19 protein-coding genes and 2 tRNA genes are annotated in these 20349 nt (G+C 41.9%); 11 read left to right on the forward strand and 10 right to left on the reverse strand.

Features of this window, described 5'->3' with window-relative positions; all coding sequences use genetic code 11:
* Positions 1-9 precede the first annotated feature (9 nt).
* Positions 10-1809 carry a polysaccharide deacetylase family protein gene (locus tag A11Q_RS05560; RefSeq protein WP_015469816.1) on the reverse strand — a complete coding sequence of 600 codons (1800 nt, stop codon included), beginning with the start codon at positions 1807-1809 and terminating at the stop codon, positions 10-12.
* A 181-nt stretch (positions 1810-1990) separates the two neighbouring features.
* Here A11Q_RS05560 and A11Q_RS05565 point away from each other — a divergent pair.
* Positions 1991-2066: transfer RNA gene (locus A11Q_RS05565), tRNA-Gly, on the forward strand.
* A 72-nt stretch (positions 2067-2138) separates the two neighbouring features.
* The gene (locus tag A11Q_RS05570) at positions 2139-3155 is read left to right on the forward strand and encodes a hypothetical protein (protein WP_015469817.1); all 1017 of its coding nucleotides are present in this window, start codon (positions 2139-2141) and stop codon (positions 3153-3155) included.
* Positions 3156-3157: 2 nt separating this feature from the next.
* Here the strand turns inward: A11Q_RS05570 and A11Q_RS05575 are convergent, their stop codons facing one another.
* Both A11Q_RS05575 and A11Q_RS05580 read right to left on the reverse strand, forming a co-directional pair.
* Entirely contained in the window at positions 3158-4531 is a 1374-nt protein-coding gene (locus A11Q_RS05575) for a hypothetical protein (protein WP_015469818.1), read from the reverse strand.
* Between the two features lie 101 nt (positions 4532-4632).
* Positions 4633-5802, reverse strand: a complete 1170-nt coding sequence (locus tag A11Q_RS05580) for an EAL domain-containing protein (RefSeq protein ID WP_015469819.1) — start codon at positions 5800-5802, stop codon at positions 4633-4635.
* A 205-nt stretch (positions 5803-6007) separates the two neighbouring features.
* On the opposite strand from A11Q_RS05580, the gene A11Q_RS05585 reads away from it, so the two are divergent.
* The 3 genes from A11Q_RS05585 (at position 6008) to A11Q_RS05595 (ending at position 7951) form a co-directional block, all read left to right on the forward strand.
* Entirely contained in the window at positions 6008-6490 is a 483-nt protein-coding gene (locus A11Q_RS05585; RefSeq protein ID WP_015469820.1) for a hypothetical protein, read from the forward strand.
* Positions 6491-6585: 95 nt separating this feature from the next.
* Complete coding sequence (locus tag A11Q_RS13460) at positions 6586-7089, forward strand: hypothetical protein (protein WP_015469821.1); 504 nt, start codon at positions 6586-6588, stop codon at positions 7087-7089.
* A gap of 58 nt (positions 7090-7147) precedes the next feature.
* Positions 7148-7951 carry a M48 family metallopeptidase gene (locus tag A11Q_RS05595; protein ID WP_015469822.1) on the forward strand — a complete coding sequence of 268 codons (804 nt, stop codon included), beginning with the start codon at positions 7148-7150 and terminating at the stop codon, positions 7949-7951.
* Between the two features lie 51 nt (positions 7952-8002).
* Here A11Q_RS05595 and A11Q_RS05600 read toward each other — a convergent pair whose 3' ends face one another.
* Positions 8003-9235: a M20/M25/M40 family metallo-hydrolase gene (locus A11Q_RS05600; RefSeq protein WP_015469823.1), complete on the reverse strand. Its 1233-nt coding sequence runs from the start codon at positions 9233-9235 to the stop codon at positions 8003-8005.
* 179 nt (positions 9236-9414) lie between these two features.
* On the opposite strand from A11Q_RS05600, the gene A11Q_RS05605 reads away from it, so the two are divergent.
* Positions 9415-11655, forward strand: coding sequence for a cation:proton antiporter (locus A11Q_RS05605; protein ID WP_015469824.1), 2241 nt, complete (start codon positions 9415-9417; stop codon positions 11653-11655).
* A 15-nt stretch (positions 11656-11670) separates the two neighbouring features.
* Here A11Q_RS05605 and A11Q_RS05610 read toward each other — a convergent pair whose 3' ends face one another.
* From A11Q_RS05610 to A11Q_RS05625, 4 genes are all read right to left on the reverse strand, one after another.
* Positions 11671-12885, reverse strand: coding sequence for a hypothetical protein (locus A11Q_RS05610; RefSeq protein ID WP_041575104.1), 1215 nt, complete (start codon positions 12883-12885; stop codon positions 11671-11673).
* Between the two features lie 182 nt (positions 12886-13067).
* A tRNA-His gene (locus A11Q_RS05615) sits at positions 13068-13143 on the reverse strand.
* Between the two features lie 135 nt (positions 13144-13278).
* Positions 13279-14355, reverse strand: coding sequence for an AI-2E family transporter (locus A11Q_RS05620; protein ID WP_015469826.1), 1077 nt, complete (start codon positions 14353-14355; stop codon positions 13279-13281).
* 20 nt (positions 14356-14375) lie between these two features.
* On the reverse strand, positions 14376-15038 hold the full coding sequence (locus A11Q_RS05625; RefSeq protein WP_015469827.1) for a chalcone isomerase family protein: 663 nt from the start codon (positions 15036-15038) through the stop codon (positions 14376-14378).
* Positions 15039-15198: 160 nt separating this feature from the next.
* Here A11Q_RS05625 and A11Q_RS05630 point away from each other — a divergent pair, with 160 nt between their 5' ends.
* The 5 genes from A11Q_RS05630 (at position 15199) to A11Q_RS05650 (ending at position 18775) form a co-directional block, all read left to right on the forward strand.
* Complete coding sequence (locus A11Q_RS05630; RefSeq protein ID WP_015469828.1) at positions 15199-15729, forward strand: hypothetical protein; 531 nt, start codon at positions 15199-15201, stop codon at positions 15727-15729.
* Positions 15730-15755: 26 nt separating this feature from the next.
* Positions 15756-16142, forward strand: coding sequence for a RidA family protein (locus tag A11Q_RS05635; protein WP_015469829.1), 387 nt, complete (start codon positions 15756-15758; stop codon positions 16140-16142).
* Positions 16129-16716, forward strand: coding sequence for a YdcF family protein (locus tag A11Q_RS05640; protein WP_041575106.1), 588 nt, complete (start codon positions 16129-16131; stop codon positions 16714-16716). Before A11Q_RS05635 ends, A11Q_RS05640 begins: the two co-directional genes overlap by 14 nt.
* A gap of 98 nt (positions 16717-16814) precedes the next feature.
* A complete protein-coding gene (locus A11Q_RS05645) occupies positions 16815-17510 on the forward strand; it encodes a hypothetical protein (RefSeq protein ID WP_148284943.1) in 696 nt (231 codons plus the stop codon).
* Between the two features lie 35 nt (positions 17511-17545).
* The gene (locus A11Q_RS05650; RefSeq protein WP_083860483.1) at positions 17546-18775 is read left to right on the forward strand and encodes an FtsX-like permease family protein; all 1230 of its coding nucleotides are present in this window, start codon (positions 17546-17548) and stop codon (positions 18773-18775) included.
* A 13-nt stretch (positions 18776-18788) separates the two neighbouring features.
* Here the strand turns inward: A11Q_RS05650 and A11Q_RS05655 are convergent, their stop codons facing one another.
* A complete protein-coding gene (locus A11Q_RS05655) occupies positions 18789-19601 on the reverse strand; it encodes a 2,3,4,5-tetrahydropyridine-2,6-dicarboxylate N-succinyltransferase (protein ID WP_015469833.1) in 813 nt (270 codons plus the stop codon).
* A gap of 45 nt (positions 19602-19646) precedes the next feature.
* On the reverse strand, positions 19647-20321 hold the full coding sequence (locus A11Q_RS05660; RefSeq protein WP_015469834.1) for a M14 family zinc carboxypeptidase: 675 nt from the start codon (positions 20319-20321) through the stop codon (positions 19647-19649).
* Between the last annotated feature and the right edge of the window lie 28 nt (positions 20322-20349).

Consider the following 20349-nt stretch of genomic DNA (forward strand, 5'->3'; position numbering starts at 1 on the left):
TAGTGCTGACTACTTTCCACGTTTTTTAAAATAATAATTTCTATACCAACGCGACGTCTTTTTGAATAAAGACCATAAGCTTTCATCGGGGAAGATATTCACACGAAAGATAGCGAATGGATCTTGTTCCTGTAGCAGGCCGCCAGTATCTGTATTGACGGCATAACTGTAGCCAGCCTTCTGCGCGAGTTCGGCCGAGTCAGAACTGATTATTCCATAGGTAAAAGCAAATACATTTATAGGGACAGAAAGTTCTTTCTCTAATGAGGCCTTAGACAGTCGTAACTCTTCTAGAGCTTCCTCTTTTGTCAGATCTGTAATCTTCCTATGAGAGAATCCATGGGATCCTATTTCGAAAGCCGAGTACTTCCACTTTTGTCTTTCGGCTCCGGCGATAATTTCGTGTGAGGGTTCATCTGTACTGGAAGTGTCCCAGTTATTGCTATTGATTTCGGGGTTCGCTAACAAAAATAATTGCGCTTTAAATCCATACTGAGTCAAAAGCGGCGACGCATTTTCTAAGTTATCACGATAGCCATCATCGAAGGTGAGCATAAGAGGTTTTGGTGGGAACTGGGAAAAGTCTCGTGTCCCTTTACGAAAAGCTTCTAGCTCAGAAAAGGTCAAAGTTTCAAACCCACGACGTTTAAAAAATTTTAAGTGTTTTTCAAAATTCGCTTTTGTGACATAAATTTTGTGCTGCGACTGAATTTCATGGTTGGGTATCTTGTGATACATCAACGTCGGAATCCAATGTGGGTAATGTTTTAAAAAGTAAGCGGACTCATAAAGACGCTCAACAGATTGAGCTACGTTCTGTACAGAAAAATCCTCAGAGGCTTTCGCAGACAGTTCTTCTGTATTCACTTCTGGTGGATTCAAAATTTCTTGAACGAATTGGTTTGTGTTAATTTGTGGTTTTTTAGAATCGGGGTGAACATCGCCGAAGTTAGAAGTTTTAGCTAAAGTATAAGTTTCATCTGTAACAGTCCCCACATAGCAGGCTTCACCAAAAGCCAGCGTACGGCATCCTGTAATTAACGATTCCATGCAGACGCGACCAGAGCCAATCACTAAATCGTACTGAGCATAGAACTGACTATTTAAAGTTGCATTCTGAATTTCTTGAACCTTCTGTGTTGTGCTTTCTGGCAGATGAAGATCCGCGATTTTTCCACCAACCAAGCTGATTTCTAAATCGAGGTGTTTTAACTCGTCTGACTGAAAAGCTTGAAGGACTTGTGCTGTTCGTTCGCCTTTAGGACCAGTTGTTCTACCAATAATGGCAATACGGCGTAAAGGTAAAGACGCCGCTTTTCTTTCGAACTTATAAAGGTCAGAGCTGATCCCGTTCGGAAGAACTTTGATCATCTTATCTGAGTACTTAAAATCCCGAATCAATTGCCTCTTTATATTTTCACAGACAGCGATAATAAACTGTCCATATTGGTTGTGAATCTTCTTTGAAAACGAGGGATGTTGTATCCCGTGTACTGTTGAAACCACAGCCGTCTTTGTAAAGAGGGTAGACCAGTAGGCTAACTTGACGGCGGCCCGTGAATGCGTGTGAATTACGTGGATGTTATTTTCTTTGATAAAGCGACGCAGCCATAGAATGTTTTGCAGTCTTTGCCAACGTGAACGTGTTTCCACTTCTATCGGTATTTGCAGGGCTGTGGACTCGCTAAAAAAGCCATTGGATATTTGGTACACTTGGTGGCCGCTGTTTGTTTGATGAGCGGCTAGGGCCACAGCGTAGACTTCGGCACCTGTTAAGTGGTTCTGAGATAGAAGATGGACGATATTCACTTAGGAAGTTTAAATGATTTTAGCCTATCTTGCTAACAATAGTCCTTTATGGGGTAGGAAATGTTTATTTTAGTAGCAAATAATGTGCAGATTATGAATTTCCATGTCCGTACTTTTCAGTATCTTTGTTGACAGCAGGGTAGTATTTCTATTAAATTTTCACTTCGCAGTTCATGCAATTGCGGGAGTAGCTCAGTTGATAGAGCGTCGCCTTGCCAAGGCGAAGGTCGCGGGTTTGAGCCCCGTCTCCCGCTCCAAATGCCACATCTCAAAAGAATACAAAACTTTGAATAACTAAAGTTGGATTAATTTATTCCGATACAAACAAGATGAAATTTAAAAATATTTTATCTTGTTTGTATCGATATAATTTCTATTTTGTATTTGCAGCCTTATGGGCCTATGTGTTGGGAGAGCGTGTCGGAGTATTTGTAGAGAAGAAAAATTCACTTTTTGGTTGGGAAATTCAAAGTTGGCACTTAGGATATTTATTTATTGCGATAACATTATGGTTGTTTGCTAATATTGGAGTGTTATTTTTTAAAAAAGATTTCCGTAAGCATCTAAGATATTCAATGCATTGGACAGGAATTATTTTTTTTAATCTTCTTGGGATTATATTTTTTCATAATGATATTATTCTAATGTCTAAGACGATGTTTTTTACTCTGGTTATTACATCAGGCATTAACTCTTTGCCAATCTTCAAAGATACACTTGAGGATAAGATAGAAATTTTAGAACAATGGAAGCCTGAAGACTTAGTTTTTTTTAGAGGACATTTTTCGAAAAATAGACCGGCAGCTTCGCGAAATCCTGTTCATGCAGCGTATCCGATGCTTCTAGGGATTACATTTTCTGTTATGGTTTATGGTTTTTCTGTTCAAAGACAAGACTCAGTTTCTTCCATGAGTTTAATTCGGGATATAGGAGGTTCTAAAACTAAAAGAGAAATAGCATCTATTAATGGAGGACCTTCAAATAAATCTTTTTCATTCGAAGAGGTAAAAGGAATATTAATTATTTCAATGACTTTAACGGGCCTGTTTGTTGTATATAATCATAGTCTTAGAACGGACTATGTGAATAAGTGGGAGATATTAAGTAACCGACACAAAGAAATTTTGTCTATGTATGAGCAGAAGTCAATTAATGCTAAAAAAATTGAAATTCTAGAAATTCAATTTGCGATAGATCTATTGGAGATGTACATGTGGGGGCATAGGTCGTTTAGCGAAAGATTTAATAAAATAGTTAGAGAGTACTATAAAACAAAACACATAAGAGTTGATCGCAAAGATTTATTAATTGTCTTGAGAACTGCCCAGAATCAGTTGCTAGGATAAAATTACTCACAACTGGCAGCAGTCGTTCTGCCTGTGCTCAGATACTCATCCAAATTCAGATCTAGCTTTAAGGCTCCCGAGCGGCAGTTTGTTTTTAGAATTTGTACGGCTTCAGTCAAGTTAGCGCTGACGCTTTGAAAGTCTCTTTCGGTGAATAAAAGCTCAGTTGTGAAAAAGGCTTTATTAGCTTGGATACTTCCATGTAATTGCATGATCTTTTGGTAGGTTTCGGCACTCATGTGGGCAACATGTCGTAATAGACCTGCAGCCTTAACCACGTTGGTTTTTGAAACGCCACAGTCATTGTCTTTTAAAATCATTGAGCTCACTGTGATCGGAGCGCGTGATGTATCCACAGAACCTTCCTGTAGATCTTTCGTGTAATCTTCCATCTTACTTTCTAAAGCTAATTTCCACGCGCCACTTTTATTTTTTTTGAAATAAGTGATGCGAGGTTGGGCCGCGATATTGCCGAAGCGGTCTTGCTGATTCAGAATGTGATCTAAAACAATAAATTCAGTGGTGTCGCGCATAGCATAGAGCTTTTGTAGATTTTCTTGATTCCATGTTGCGGAAACGATTTGGCTCAGTGGTCTTTGGTCGCGAACCAATCTGTAGACAGCATTGCCATCGCGGAAAGCGGCGGCGCGATCGCTACCAGCATTGAAAAGGGCGCGATAGAAAACTTCATTATTAGGGTTTTCAATAAAAGCCCCGTAAGATTGCTGTCCATCTTGAGTGAAAATTAAATCTTTACGTGAGCTAGAAAGTCCTTGTGTCAGGATAGAGTGAAGCCCACTCCATGTGGTATTGATCAAATCGCCTTTGCGTGTGTTGGCTAACCCATCCTGTGCGATTTCAAGATGCGTGTTGCGGTCCATCGTACGTAAGACGGCAGTTGGCACTCGTCCAATGCCTCCTAGAATTTGTGAAACGTGATAATAAGCTAAAATAGCAGGGGTGTAGCTACAGCTTGTACTGTTCTTGTATTTTCCAGCTTTTTTAGCGCCGGCGCAGTTGGCGGCTTCAACAGAGCGTTTGCTTTGTCCGGCTCGGACCTCGAATAAATTTACAGCGGGATTAGTACTGTTCGTTTTAGCGCAAATAGCTAAAGGATTCATTCCTGCTGCAGCTTCACTGCCATTGACATCATAAAAGCTATAAGAACAGAACTCCTGTTCTTTTTTCAGGCTGCGATTTTTGTACTGAATGCCAGGATAGTGTTTGGGGATAACACAGATCTCATTTTGTCCACGAGGTGATCGGAATGAGACAGTCTTTTCACCACGGGGGATGCTGATATTCAAGGTCGCATGGGCCACCATAGATGTAAGGGACAGAATACCAATAGCCATAGCGTGCATTTTGACTGACATTTTCTACCTCGTTTAAATGAATAAGAGGGTAGATGCCAAAAGTATTCCAAATGAGTCTTCATTTAAAATAGCGTAATACAGACCTGACGGAGGTTTACTGTCTAAAAACTGGCAGGGGACCTTTTTTGTCCTTCAAGATCCTTTAAGAACTGAGGTAGGGGGATAGGCTTTGAGTAAAGGTAGCCTTGTCCATAATCAGAGCCAAGGCCGTACATCACACTGGCTTCGGCTTCGGATTCGATGCCTTCAGAGATCACTTTAACATTTAACTGACTGGCTAAAAAGACAATCGAGCGGATGATCGCACGTGTGCGCTCATCTTTTAAAACGTTCATCACAAAAGAGCGATCAATTTTAATATAGTTGATCGGCATCTGCGCTAAGTACTGCAAGCTCGAAAACCCAGTGCCAAAATCATCTAATGAAATTTCAAAACCAATATCACGGCATTGGTTCAGAACATCGATGATGGCTCCACCTTCCATGAGAATGCGCTCCGTGATTTCCAATTTAAAGTTTTCAGCTTTAACTCCGTGTTTGATCAGAAGTGCTTTCAGCGTCGGAAGGAAATCATGGTGGGCAAACTGGCGTCCAGAAACATTAATGCTGACAGTGAAGTTCGCGGGGGCTTTTTCACGAATTTGTTTGAAGTGCATAAAGCACTCTTCAAAAATCCAATAGCCCACAGGAACAATCATAGAGGAGTTTTCTAAAACATCGACAAAGTAACCTGGCGAAATTAAACCTTGGCTTGGGCTTTCCCAACGAATCAGAGCTTCTGAGCCGATCAGTTTGTTGTGAGCAAGGTCGTGAATAGGTTGATGATAGATTTGAAATTCGCGATTTTGAAAAGCTGTATTGATTTGACTTTCAAAGCGCAATTTATCAACAGCACTTAATCCGTGTTGTTGAATGGCAGTATCTTCTAGATGGATACCCGTATTGGATTGATTTTGCTGTCGAAGTCGGCGCAAAAGGATTCTCATCATCAATTGCACCACAGAATCAGAGGCGTCTAATTTTTCAATCAATTGATTCTTTTCAATCACGAGAAGTCTGCAGTCGCTTAATGCACGGGCAGAGGCTGAGCGGATATTAGTGTCGATCAGAGCCATTTCTCCGAAAAGTTCACCTTGGCCTAAGATAGCGAGGTGGGATTCTTGGTCATTTTTAAGCTTATGGAATATTTCGACCTGCCCCTCTTCGATAATGTAGGCATGGTCACCTTTTTGGCCCTGAATGAATATAAGCTCGTCTTTTTTTACCTGCATGGCTGAATCTATACGCTAAATGATCTTGCATGACTTGACGATCTTTTTTTGAAAAAAATACCAGAGTCCAGACTTCGAAATAGCCGTCAAATTGCATAGAGAGTGAGCTGAAATTTGGCTTAAGACAGGTTGAATTAATACTGGATTTGTCGGGAAAAACATTATAACTACTGGGGCCTAGATCATTATTTACGAGGGGAAATATATGAAAAAGACAGTCCTGAGCTTGGTATTTTTGATGTCTATATCGGCTCAAGCACAAATAAACCAACAGACAAACCAAGAGTCCGGTGGGTGGCAGCAATTTTTCAGAGTAGCGGGTGCTGTGGCTAACGTGGTGAATGCTAACCTTGAAAAAGTGCGTTTATACTCACATCAACATATGAACATTCAAGAGCAGTGGGATTTAGCCTGTGATGTAACACAGACTTTAAATCCAAGTTTACTTGAGCTAAATAAATTATTAACAAAGCACAAAGTGAATGAAAAACTGAACTGTGCTCCTATCACGCCTCTAATCCGTTATCAGACTCAAATCATTGCTCAATGCCATGATTTCTACTCGAAGCCAGTTCCAGATAATGCAAAAGTGATGTTAGGAAAATTTGCTTTGACTGTTTTTCAGGCGAAGATGATTTTGACTAAGTGTTATCCTGAGTTAGCAAAAGTTAAACTTCCAATGCCGTAAGGCCATATCAGTCAGTAAGTGGTGCCAAAATAGTTTGGCACTTCCTTTGTAATACCCCATAGCAACAGTTTTAAAACAAACAAAATGGGGTAAAAATGAAACCAATTATTTTCGTTCTGCTAACAGTTTTCGCAATCAACGCTCACGCTGATAAAAAAGATGCCATCATTGGCGGTATCATCGGTGGAATCATCGGCGGTGTGATCAAAGATAAAATCGGACCTAAAAACCCACCTCGTCCTGGCCCAGGTCATCCTCGTCCTCCTGCATATCCACCTCCGCATAGCTATCCAGGTAATGTTGTTTGTACAGCAAATGATCGTGGTCACGAAGAGCATCGCGGTGGACACTATAGCTGTCGTGAGTGCTTAAGATTCCATGGTCAATGTGTTGAAACATGTACTGCTGTTAACGTTGAATGCCGCGCTGAAGGCTTAGATCGCAGTGGTCGTTGGATTACGTTCTATGGTGTGTCTCATGACTACCGTTATGCTCAAGATGAGGCCTACAGAGCTTGTCAAAATAACTGGGCCAGCAACTGCCGTATCTTAGACTGCCAACAACGTCAAAATGTTGTTTCAAGAAACAGCTGCCGTTAAAAATTAGCTCGACAAGTCAGAGCTTTGCGAAACTCGATGAATTTTGTAGAGTTCTGACATGAAAAATATCCAAATCATTATCGTTCTTTTAATTCTATCTGCCTGCGCCACTTCAACTGATGAAGGGGCTGTGGGAGCCAATCGTAAACAGTTGATGCTAGTATCTGCAGCCGAGATCGAAGCTGAATCGGCAAAAGGGTACGATCAAATCAAAGCTGAAGCTCAAGAGAAAAAAACTTTAAATGCCAATGCCGCTCAAACCAAGCGCGTGCAAGAGATCGGAAAAAGATTAATTCCGCACACAGCTATATTCCGCGCTGATGCTTTGAAGTGGAATTGGGAAGTGAATGTAATCACTTCTAATGAACTGAATGCGTGGTGTATGCCCGGTGGAAAAATCATGTTCTACACAGGGATTATCGAACAATTAAAAATGACGGACGGCGAGATCGCGGCTGTTATGGGGCACGAGATCGCCCATGCCTTACGTGAACACGGGCGTGAGCGCTACAGTCAGGCGATTGTACAACAAGGTATGATTGCGGGAGCTTCTTTGCTGGCAGCTGTTTATGGAGTGGACCAAGCCTATGTTCAAGGCGGCGCCGTTTTAGGAACACTTTTAACTTTGAAGTATGGACGTGGACAAGAGTCTGAAGCCGACACTGTGGGGTTAGAGTTAATGGCACGCGCTGGATATAATCCAGAAGAGGCTGTGACATTGTGGAAGAAGATGGGAGCTCTTTCTGGTGGCGGCGGTTCGCCAGAGTTCTTATCAACGCATCCATCAGATACAACGCGTATCAAAGAAATCACTGCGTTGTTACCAAAAGTAATGCCGCTTTATCAAGCGGCTAAGAAGTAAATCAGTAATTTAAGTTAATAAAAAATAGAATTGATACGGGGAATGCCTTCTTTAGAAAGAAGGCATTTTTTCATTTGAGTTCGCAAGATCCATCGCCATAACTAAAGCGATTTTCGAGAAAACTAAAGAGTGTTCAAAACTCAATAGCGGCGAGATCACATCTTTTTCAGTGTGGATATACTGGAACGAAGACTTAAATTTTGACTCTGTTGGAAAGATCGCAGGGAAACCACGTCTGTGCCATGAAGCATGGTCACTGCAGCCATAGCCGCATTGATCTTCTTGGATTTCAATATTCAGATAAGTTGTATTTATCGCTTTTAAGTAATCACGTAACCATGGGTTTGTGAAGTCTGTCATACTGGCAATTTTATAAAGGCCATCGCCTGGAAATAATGTCATATCCAATTGAAGTACGGCGATCACATTGCGTTTTTCATTCTTATAAGTTTCAGCGATTTGAGCTGATCCCAAAAGACCTGACTCTTCACCGGCATACCAGAAGAACTCAACTGTACGTTGCGGTTGTTTTTGACTTAAAAGCACACGTAAAGCTTCTAATAAACTAGCCGAGCCTGAAGCGTTGTCATCCGCACCTGGAGCGCGACCTGTTCCGAACCAGCCCACGATAGAGTCTAAGTGTCCACCTAAGATGACATGTTCATCTGGACGCTCGGAACCTTTAATCGAAACGCGAATAGATTTTTGAGGTGTGTTCGTGTGCGTGATTAAATCAACTGCAACAGGGAATGGGGCCTGAGATGTCATCTGTTGTAGTTTTTCGTAAAAATCTTGAACGTGCTTATTGGCATCAGGTCCACGATTGAAACGAGTGGGGTAGTTAGATAACCACTCTACAGTTTTGCGAATGTTATCAGACTGAAGGTGTTGTAATGCGTCTGTGATTTCAGGACGAGCACTGATAGACAAGTTACGAGCCAATGATAAGTACTGTTGATCGCGGGATTGAATTCCTTGCAGTTCTTCAAGCGAGCTGCGTACTGTGTGTAAATCTGCAGGAATAGATTCTAAAACTTCGTAGTTTCCACATCGACCATATTGGTGAGCCATTTCTGAAAGACGCATTTGCATTTGTCCCGAAATAACAGCATACCCCACTTGCAAATTATCATCTGAGTAAAGCACAGGAATGTTGGCTTTTTTTAGAAGCGGTAAATCGGCATAGACAGCCTGGATTGAATTAGGGTCGATGTCACCTAAGTGAGCATAAGAGTAAGTGGCGCTGGCAAGGCAGCTGAAAAATAAAAGTGTGTTTTTGATCATGGGTATGGTCCTTTGTCTGCTTATTATGTCCACGATATTCCTTTAGGATAAAAGGTATTAGTTTTAATAAGCTCTCAAAACAATAACTAGACCATGGTCGAATATCTAACGCCTAACAGATAAAAATAAAGTTCCGAGTATTTCATTGCGCGATGAAATGCGCATTTGTACTATGAGCCATGATTCATTTACCTCAATTAATTCAAGACCTTGGAGTAATCTTGGTCACGGCAGCTATCGTGACCATTCTTTGCAAAAAATTAAAGCAACCTGTAGTTCTGGGCTATTTATTGGCGGGCTTATTAGTAAGTCCCAATATTCCATTTATGCCGACGATCAAAGACACCAGCGCCGTTAATATCTGGGCGGAAATCGGTGTGATTATCTTACTCTTTGGCTTGGGTTTAGAGTTCAGCTTTAAAAAGCTGGCGAAGGTCGGCCGAACGGCCACCATTACAGCTTCATTTGAAATCGTCTCGGTTATTGCTCTAGGTTATGTCGTCGGGCAGATGATGGGCTGGAACTCAATGGACAGTATCTTTTTGGGAGCCATTCTGTCGATGTCTTCAACTACGATTATCGTCAGAGCTGTTGATGAGTTGGGATTGAAATCGAAACGATTCGTTTCGTTAGTTTTCGGGGTTCTGATTATTGAAGATATCGTGGCTATCTTGTTGTTGGTTTTACTTTCAACAGTAGCTATCTCGCAAACTTTCTCTGGTACAGAGTTGTTGTCTTCTAGTGCGCGTCTTGGGTTTTTCCTGATCCTTTGGTTTGTGATGGGAATTTATCTAGTTCCATCTTTTATCAACCGCATTCGTAGATTCTTAAACGATGAAACCATCCTTGTGGTTTCTTTGGGGCTTTGCCTTTTGATGGTGATCATTGCCACTCAGGTGGGGTTCTCTCCGGCTTTGGGTGCGTTTATTATGGGATCACTCTTGGCAGAAACGCGTGAGGGTGAGCGCATTGAAAAACTAATTCATCCCGTGCGCGATCTATTTGCCGCTGTCTTCTTCGTTTCGGTGGGTATGCTAATTGATCTCAACGTTCTAGTAGAATATCGCTATGAAGTTCTGATCGTCACATTGGTGACGATTGTAGGGAAATTCTTTGGTACTGGTTTAGGGGCTTTGATTTCAGGGAATAGTGTTCGTCACTCGACTCAGGTGGGTATGAGTATGGCGCAAATCGGTGAGTTCTCGTTTATCATCGCTACTTTAGGGATGACCTTGAAAGTGACCAGTCCTTTCTTGTATCCAATTGCCGTTGCCGCATCAGCTGTGACGACATTTACGACTCCGTACATGATTAAGTTTGCAGATCCTTTCTGTACATGGTTAGAAGCTAAAATTCCAACTCCGGCCTTGAACTTTGTAGCTCGCTATCAGGCGGCAGTTCAGTCCGAGGGCGGGAAACCGGGGATTGCTAAGTTACTTTGGAGGGCTTTTGGATTCCGTGTTTTGATCAACACGATTGTCGTAGTGGCTATTTTCCTATTTGCTGAAAAAATTGTGCTGAACATGATTGTGGAAGTATTGGGTTATGGTTTCACAAGCTCATTGTTGCTGACAGTGAGTGCGCTACTGATTGCAGCTCCATTTTTGTGGGCGATTTCATTCGGGCAAGCTAAAAGCTTATCGGAAGAAGATCATGCTCGTTTGGATAAATTGAGCTTTGGTATTCAGCTAACACGCGGATTCTTCGCTTTGATTTTGGCAGCCGTTTTCATTAATGGCTTCTTGTCGATTAATTCTTTAGCTGGGATTATTGTGTTCTTAGTCTTAGCTGTCATCTTAGCTGCGAGTCGTTTTTCTAATAAGGTTTACAGTAAAATTGAAGCTCGCTTCTTAGAAAACTTAGAAGGTCCGAAGCACGATGATAAAGAAGCTAAAAAGTTTTCATCACTGGTGCCGTGGGATGTAGGTTTAGCTGAGTTTGTAATTCATCCAAATTCAAAACTTGTCGGGATGACATTGATGGAATCGAAACTGAAAGAAAGTTTCGGTGTATCTGTGACCATCGTGCAGCGTGGGGACGTGAATTACGTAGCTCCGGATCGTAACTGGGTGATCATGTCGTATGATAAACTTTTTATCATTGGCACTGACGAGCAGTTAGAAAAGATCAAGCAAGTGTTAGATGAAAAAGTCCCAATGGTGGAACATGACGAAGAGACTTTCGGTCTTAAATCGATGCGCCTGACAGAGACCTCTCCACTGGTGGGCAAAAGCATTCGCGACAGTGGACTGCGCCATTCGATCTCGGGCTTGATTGTGGGTATTGAACGCAATGATAAGCGTATTTTAAACCCAGACTCATCTATGGTGCTTGAGCTAGGTGATTTGCTTTGGGTTGTGGGTGATATTGAAAAAGTAAAAGAGATCAAAGCCTTAAACACAGCTTCTGAGCCAGCATAGATATACTGCCGCCAATTAAGGGCGGCAAACTCTGTTCATCGAAGGACTTCCATCGACGATGAATTTCATCAAGGGACGGAAGCTGTTTCGGAATTTATCCAGGGCTGATCCACTTGGTGAGTGCGTGTCATCATTCACGCGATGGCGTACTTGGTTTCCATTTTCTTGAAGAATACCTAACAGTGGAGTGACGCTGGCATCGTAGCTAATGATATCGTCACGCGAAGCACTTAACATAAATACGGATTTATTCTGATAGCGATGGGACCATGTGATTGGATCAATAGCTGCAAGTTCGTCCCTCATGCTGTCTTCGTCAAGATCAAGCCCTTGTAAAGCAACAGCCACTTCGCTGTCGGGGCGAGTGCTAGCGCGATTAAATAAAATATTCGCCATGTCTCCGCCGCCAACTAAATTTCCGTAGCTTTCAAAACCCTGATCGAAGGCTCCAACTGTAATGCCCATCACAGATCCAAGGGAAATGCCGGTTAAAGAAATTTTGTCGGGATTAACTTTGTCACGTGTTTCCAGAAGATTTCTAAGAACATGAACATCCAGAACTAATTGAGCCACATTGCGCTTAAAAGTGCTGAGGTCATTTGTTAGGAACTCATCTCCTTCAAGTCGTCTTTCTCCGTAGTGGGGCATGTGCAAGACAACCATAATAGCCGATTGATTCAGAACTCCGGCACTCATCACTTTTGCGGCCGTTTCTATCTGTGGGACTTGATTTAAAATATGATGTAAGAAAATGCTTGTCGGGTATTGATAATCACAACCAGAAGGTCGACCTGTTGGTTCGTAAATGCGCGCTACGACTGTATTTGCGGGATGATCGCCATCTCGCTGAATAAGGCTTGGGAATCTGACTGTTGTTTCTTTAACGAATCGGCCTGTTAGATAGCGTTCAGAAGTTTCGGCTCTGATGAGTTTGTTTGTGTGAATTTGATTTTCAATGCTGTCATAGATGAAGTTTTGGAACTCTTCGGCTTTTGTAATCGTTTGAGTCAATCGGTCCTCATCGATATTGCCACGATAAAGCTGCATCAATCCCTGTCTGATTTGAGCTTCGCTGGATTGAGCTGTGGGCAGAGGTTTCAACTCAAAATCCAGAGTGCGATTCTTTGCTAGAGCAAAAGACGCACTTAAAGTCAGTGTAAGACCAAGAGCCAACGACAGTGGAGCCAACAATAGCTGAGCAAACAAAGGTTTCATGAATGATGTTTTCATACTGATATGAAAAGCAAAATAGGGACCCAATGCCACAGGCTAAGAGGGAAATAACCGCACTTTAAGGTATTGAAAGTGTTAGGATTGTAACAGCAAGTCTATTTTTGTTATTAAAATCCAAAAGTTAGAGCAGGAACTCGGTTTTGTTGAATTGAAAGAATAGGTTCTTACAGAGAGAAAATTGGGGTGACCGACGGGGCTTGAACCCGCGACACTCGGAATCACAATCCGATGCTCTACCAACTGAGCTACGGCCACCACAGAGTAAAAGACAGTGTTGTTAGTTATATTGAAACTTGTGGGTAAAATCAAGACCCTCTTGAAGAATCCAAGCCCAATCCGGCTGAATTGGGCAGGTAAAAAGGGCTGCCTGACCCTGCGATAGGCACAGAGTTAGCTCTGAATGGCCTCAATTTCGCCTGATTTTTCCTCATCTGAGGATGATGACACGATTGCAGGCAGAAGGCTTAGGGCTAATTGGGTGATAATCGGACCAAGTAGCAGACCTATGAATCCGTACATCAGGATGGCTCCGATCAAAGACAACAGTGACAAGATAGGGTGAATTTGATCTTCACCAGCTGAGTTGAGGATAACAGGTTTAATCAGGTTATCGACACTTCCAGCAACCACTGAAGCCACTAACATCGCAATAGCGCCGCCAGTATTTCCCTGAACAAAAGCAGTCAGCATCAAAAACAGTGCGGTTGGAGCTGAACCCAAAACTGGAATCAGTGAAAAAACGGCTGTGACGATAAAGATAATGAAGAATTCGCTGAACCCTGCGAAGTAGGCTACTCCGGCTACGATAGAGGCTTGAAGGATGCCAATCAAAATAGAGACAACAAAAGTCAGATGGCTACTGGTTTTGATGATACGGATAATATTGTTCGCTTCGCGTTGAGACAAAATATTCAAACGCATAAAGTAAGACTTTACTGTTTGAGCTTCGTTTAAGAAGTAATAAAGAGCTAAGAAAAAGACAAAAAGATTAAGAGCTAATTCGGGAATGCTCGCCAATAAACTGGTGGCATAAGAGCCGATCTCTCCGGAGTATTTTCCTAAAAGGTCAACAGGGTGGGGGATCTTAGATGTATCAAAGCCAATGCGTTCGGCTAAGGCACTACCATAAGCTGTAACATCATGAAGAAGTTTTTCGGTGGACTGATAAATCGGAGTGTCGCGGAACCCTTGCGCTGAGTAATTTTTAATAATGGTAACGGCGCGCAAAACAATAAAGATGACAGGAGCCGCGACAAAGAAAAGAACCCCTAATGTCAGAATTAGCGTGGCATATTTTCGTTTGATACCACGAGCTGTGATGTAGCCGAGGTAGTCATGTAAAGCGAAAGCACACAGGGAGGCCAGCAATAGAGCACCAGCAAAAGGCATAAACATCAGGCCAAAAAGAACAAAAACGAAAGAAATAAAAAGAATGCGGGTTATTTTATAGCGGGCCTGTGAGTCCATAATTCAAACCTCTATATTGATCAGTTGATCAATGTGTTCTTGAGTTCATTAAGTTTAGGGTCAGATGCTTTGCCAAACCAGATAGAAAGCAATTGATCGGCAAACTCAGGGGTGCCTGAGATACTTTTCAAAAGTTTTGCTCCGCGGGAAATATGTACCAATGACTGTTGAGCTTTCCACTCAAAAGTTAAGGTGAGGTTGCTGTTGTTTTGGAATTCAGAGACATCTGAAATTTGTTGTAGGAATTGTTCTAGCTCAGGAGAAAGATCTTTCAAGCTGACTTTGTTGGCGCGTAGGCCTTCTTTTAAAGAATTTGAAATGCGATCGCCGGGCATATTTCTTAAAAAAGTAAAGTTAAGCTGAGCGGGGCCTGAGGCTTTTAAAGACGATAGAAATCCTTCAGCGGTATGGATAAGTTTTTTCGGAGAAGCGGTCAGAAGTTGTAAAGTGTAAACGTTGACGGGAACCAAACCGAAAATAGGTTTTTTTCTAATCCCATGAGAGATCGGTTGTAGTTTGATTTCTTCTGACTCAGATTTGATTACGGACTCTTTTAATAGGGGACGCTCTATGAAAAGTTCTTCGCCAAGAATAGGGTTTACAGAAATGGCCTGTGCCGTGTGTGTATTAAAGGTGAATGCTAAAAATACAGTCATCAGACCCATTGATGTTGAACCGCGCATGAATATCCTCCAGAGTACTAGTACTATCAGACTCATTCTTAGCTGAGGTGTCAAATAAAACACAGTCTAGGCGAAAAAAAATGTATTTGATAGGCTTAAGTGCAAAATAGAGAGTGCAAAAAAAGATTATAAAACGGATTGCGAAATGGAGTTTATACAGATGAAAACAGTTTTAAAAATGACACTAAAAATGACAGAAAGAGTAGTCTTAACAAGTGTAGTATTAACAGGGATGATTTTAATGATCTCTTCACAGGCTTTAGCGAAAGACCTGACTCATCGCTTAGGGATTGGGATTAAAAACAATACTTCTAATAGCTTACCTTCGCTCGCGGTCGCTTATTATCCAGAAAAAGGATACGCAGTGACGGGCGGGGCAGGATTGGACACGCGTAAAGGTTATAACGCTTTCCAAGTAAATGCGGGATTGCGTAAGATGATTTACTTTGAAACCAATATGAATTTTTATTTGGGTGGTCAATTAGGTATGGTCAGTCATGAAAACCCAGCATCAGGCAAAGAAAGCGGCGTTGAGATTCTGGGTATTTTAGGAACGGAATTTTTCTTTACTGGCTTAGACAACTTGGCTTTTACTGTTGAAGGTGGGTTGGGATTATCAACGGCAGGTGATACTCGTTTCCGTACTGTGGCCGATGATCCATTCCGCGCTGGTGTTATTTTCTACTTTTAATCATTAAATTAAGAAAGAGGGTATTTATGAAAAAAATCGTACACACAGATCATGCTCCGAAAGCTGTTGGTCCTTACTCACAAGCGGTACGCATGGGTGATTTTCTTTTCTGTTCAGGACAGGTATCTATTGATCCGAAAACACAAGAAGTTTTCACTGGTGATATTCAAAAGCAAACGGAAATGGTTTTAAATAATATCGAAGCTGTTTTAACAGCTCAGGGATTGACCTTCGGACATATTGTTAAAACAACAATCTTTTTAACTAATATGGCGGATTTTGCTGCGGTAAATGAGATTTATGCAAAACGTTTTACAAGTGAACCTCCTGCTCGCTCAACTGTAGCTGTCAGTGGTTTACCAAAAGGCGTGAATGTAGAAATCGAAGTGACGGCGAACTTTGCGGCTATTTAAGTATAAAAAGACATTAACTGTTATTTCTTTTCTAGTTGTGGTGGTGATCCTGCTGCTACTAGAAAAGAATAAAGTGCTCAGATCCATGCCCCCAGTGGCTATGGATCACTTGCCTCACTACGATTGTGGTGTGGTTTTAACGGGTTCCGCAGGGCGAATTCGTGAAGGCTTTGAGGTTCTTGCTCTGAAAAAAATCGACAAGCTGATTGTTTCGGGTGTTTACAAAGACACGAAGCTTCATCAGATATTTCCGTTATTGCCGTATTATCCCGAAATACAAAGTGATGATATTGTTTTAGAAAAAATATCGGGGAGTACCTATGGAAATGCCGTGCAGAGTTTACAGGTCGTTGAAACGCTGAAGTGTCGAAACATTCTTTTGATTACGTCTCATTTGCATATGTATCGCGCCTATAAGACTTTTCGCGAAAACTTTCCAAACGAAATCCAGATTTCTCCGTATGTTATCACAGCGAGTATCCATGAAAATTCCTACTGGGATGTCATGACAGAGGCTTTTAAATCACTCTGTTATCCTGTGATCACATTGATCCCATGGCTCTTCTTTTCATAGCCAATATTAAGGGCTAAAACCACGTAGTTTGAGTGCCGCCAGAACAGAGCTTAAGTCTAGTTCAGACGGGAATGTCTTATTCCGAAATGCTATTTACTATGGCACAGATAAAACAGTCCGCGTTGGATCATATTCAGTTCGAAAATGTCAGCTTTCAAGTTGAAGGCTTCGATACAGTTTTGAAAAGTGTAGACCTTGATTTTCCAATGGACCAAACCGTAGTGGTGCAGTCATCTAACCCTTCCCATGCTGTGCATTTACTTCAAATTTTAGCAGGTCGACAGGAGCCACAAGCCGGCAAAGTGCGTTGGTCTGAGGCTGGTTTGCGCGATTTAGAAGATATCGGTGCTTTACATGAAGTTGTCGGGTGTTATTTTGAATCGCAACGTCCTTCGCCAGATATTTTAGTCAGCGATCTTTTGAAAAGCTCAATGGCCAATGAATCTATGATTCAAGAAGCAGTTGAGTATTTTAGCTTACGACGACATTTGAATAAGAAGTTTCGCGAACTTAAATTCGAGACGCAAAAACTTGTATTGATGTTATTGCCAACACTTAAAACTCCGCAGATGTTGATTTTAGAAGACCCAGCGGTGGGAGTAAGTGAAAAAGTCTTTTTAAACTATTTGGATTGGATTCAGTTGTGGCAAAGGCAGGGGCATATCCGCCATATCTACATGACTAACAATCATCCAGTGGCAGCGCGTCACCTAGGAGCTACATCTTTATTCGTAGAAGATGGGCTGATCTATTTAGATGACGAAAATGAATTTAAAAAGATCGTACATTTCTAAGTGTACATCGCTATAAACTGATTTATCATTCAGAAATGCAGTTGAAGAGCCTCAGTTATTTGTTTCTGAAAAAATTAGTTTTATCTGCTCGTTCTGGAGCGCTCATTCGTCGTATTACAATCCTATCCTTTGTTGCTATTACGTTAAGTCTAACAGCTTTTTTTATTGTGCTTTTTGTGATGAATGGCATGAACCGCAATATCAAAACCCGCATCATGGCTTTAGAGCCACATCTGACAACTCAGCACAGTCCGGCCCAAGAAAATGATGTCAAAGAAGTCATCGGAAGTGATCAACGTCTTTCCTATCAGGCATTTGATTTAATCGTTCGTACGATTGATGGCCAATTCAGAGGGGCTGAAGCTTTAGGATACACCACTGAGGGACTCTCGACGTGGATGTCGCAATTGCAACAAATGCGCAGTCAAAAAAGAAGTGTCTTTTTTGAAAGTGGTATTTTTAGTCAGTTGCAATTAGGAACTAACGAAGTGGCTATGGGTATCGATCTGGCGCGGATGTTAGGTCTACTGGAAGGGGATGAAGTCACTTTGATCCCGCCAGAGACTTTACTTTTAAGTTCGTTAGAAACACCGCTTTTTCAAAAGGTCACTGTAAAAAGAATTTTGGCGACGGACCTGTACGATTTAGATTCTAAGTTAATGCTCTTTAATAGTGAGTTTACACTGAAGTCGTTTTCGCAGACATTAAGTCGACGCAGTGGCGATCATATTTGGTTTAGCTCGGTGGATAAAGCCAATGCTGTTCAAAAACAATTATTGCAAAAAGGAATTAAGTCCGAAACATGGCAAGAGAAAAACTCGGATCTCTTTTTTGCTTTAAAAATGGAACGCTTGATGATCGGTACATTCTTAGGTTTGGCAGGGTTGATTGCCTCGTCGTCTATTCTGACAGTATTGGCTCTTTTGATGTCACAGAAACAGCGGGACATTGCGATTATTAAAACACTGGGAATGTCACAGCAAAGAACTCTGTGGCTATTCACGAAGATGGGACTTTGGATTGCGGGCGGCGCTATTGCCTTGGGAACTATCTTAGGGGTCGGGATCAGTTTGTATATTGAATACAATCCGGTAAATATTCTTCCGAATATTTACTATGACTCTTCTATTCCTTCAGCTGTGGATCCTGTTTTTGTTGGGATTGTATTGTTAGTGGCTTCGACATTGGCCTTTCTTGGATCTTATTTGCCAGCCAAAACCACCTTAGGTATTCAACCGGCGCTGTTACTGCGCCAGAAGAATTAATAGAATTTTAAAATCAAACGCTAACAGCGTAATCGCGAAGTGCTTGGTTTAAAGAGGTCTTCTTATTTGTCGACTCTTGACGTTTTCCGATAATCAAAGCACATGGGACTCCGAATGTTCCAGCTGAAAAACTTTTGTTCTCGCTTCCTGGAATGACGACCGAGTTAGCGGGCACGCGGCCTTTCATGATCTGCGGCTCTGAGCCTGTCACATCAATGATTTTAGTTGAAGCTGTGATGGTCACGCCAGCTCCTAAAACAACTCCGGCTTCTAGATGAACGCCTTCAACCACAATACAGCGGCTGCCGATGAAGCAATCATCTTCGATAATCACAGGTTGGGCTTGTGCAGGCTCTAGCACTCCGCCGATGCCGACGCCGCCACTTAAGTGAACATTAGCTCCGATTTGTGCACATGAACCTACAGTGGCCCATGTGTCTACCATAGAGCCTGCGCCAACGTAAGCGCCGATGTTGACATAAGAAGGCATTAGGATCGCGCCTTTTTCAATGTAACTTCCGAAGCGAGCCACAGCCGGTGGAACAACGCGAACTCCTTCATTACCTGTCCATTTTTTTACAGGTAATTTGTCGAAGTAGTTCATCGGGCTATCACCCATAACGATATTGTTTTGAATTTTAAAGTATAAAAGAATCGCTTTTTTGATCCATTCGTGAGTTACCCATTGGCCATTTTGTTTTTCACAAACGCGCAACTCACCCTGATCAATTTTTTGGATAACAGACAAAATCGTCTGTTTTTGTTCTGATGTGATATCACTCGCAGCAGGGGATTTGTCGTAAAGTTCTGTAATAAGTTCTTTCATGGGGGCTCCTTATTTAATTAATACACTTAAATACGATGACTAAAATTAGCGATTGCGAATACGTGCGCTTTCTTTAAGGCCTTCAATGATGGCCGGAACGTGCACACGTATAATTTGATCGAATTTAATATCGCGTTCGATTTCATAAGTTAAAGTGGGGATGTGATTTTCTAATCCCGCATAGGTTCCTAATGAACCTGGTGTGGGGTAGCCAATGTCAGGTTCGATGACGTAGCCTGTGTGTTTGGCGATAATAGCTGCTTCGGGAATATCGCCGTTAGTGTTTAACATGGGCTTCCATGAGTGCAATGAAATAATCAATTGGGTCGGTTGCTCTTTTAACCATGCTACTAAGGCTTGGTTTTCTTTTTCACTAAGAGCCGATGGACCTGGGTTGTACCTTTCTGTTGCGGCAACAGAGGTCCAATCCTTCGTTGGTAGATTGCGATTCAGATCCACTTTGTTTGAATTACCGCGAGTCTTTAAAAGGACCCCCTCAGGGTTAAACTCAGGAAGTAAAGTGATGTTTAAATCTAAATCGTACTTTTGGCGAAAAACCTCTAAAAGTCCGCGAGCGGCCACAACACCTTCTGGCTCGTCACCATGAACGCCGCCGATGATTAAAACGTGGGCTTTTTTCTCGGGATTTTGGGCTGCTTTGAAGCGGTAGGCATGAATTGGTAAATTAAGTAGAGTTTCACCGAATTTGAATATTTCCATAGAGCTTATATTCGTGCAAAATAGGGGG

Origin of the sequence: Pseudobdellovibrio exovorus JSS (assembly GCF_000348725.1) — a bacterium.
Taxonomy (GTDB): Bacteria; Bdellovibrionota; Bdellovibrionia; order Bdellovibrionales; family Bdellovibrionaceae; genus Pseudobdellovibrio; species Pseudobdellovibrio exovorus.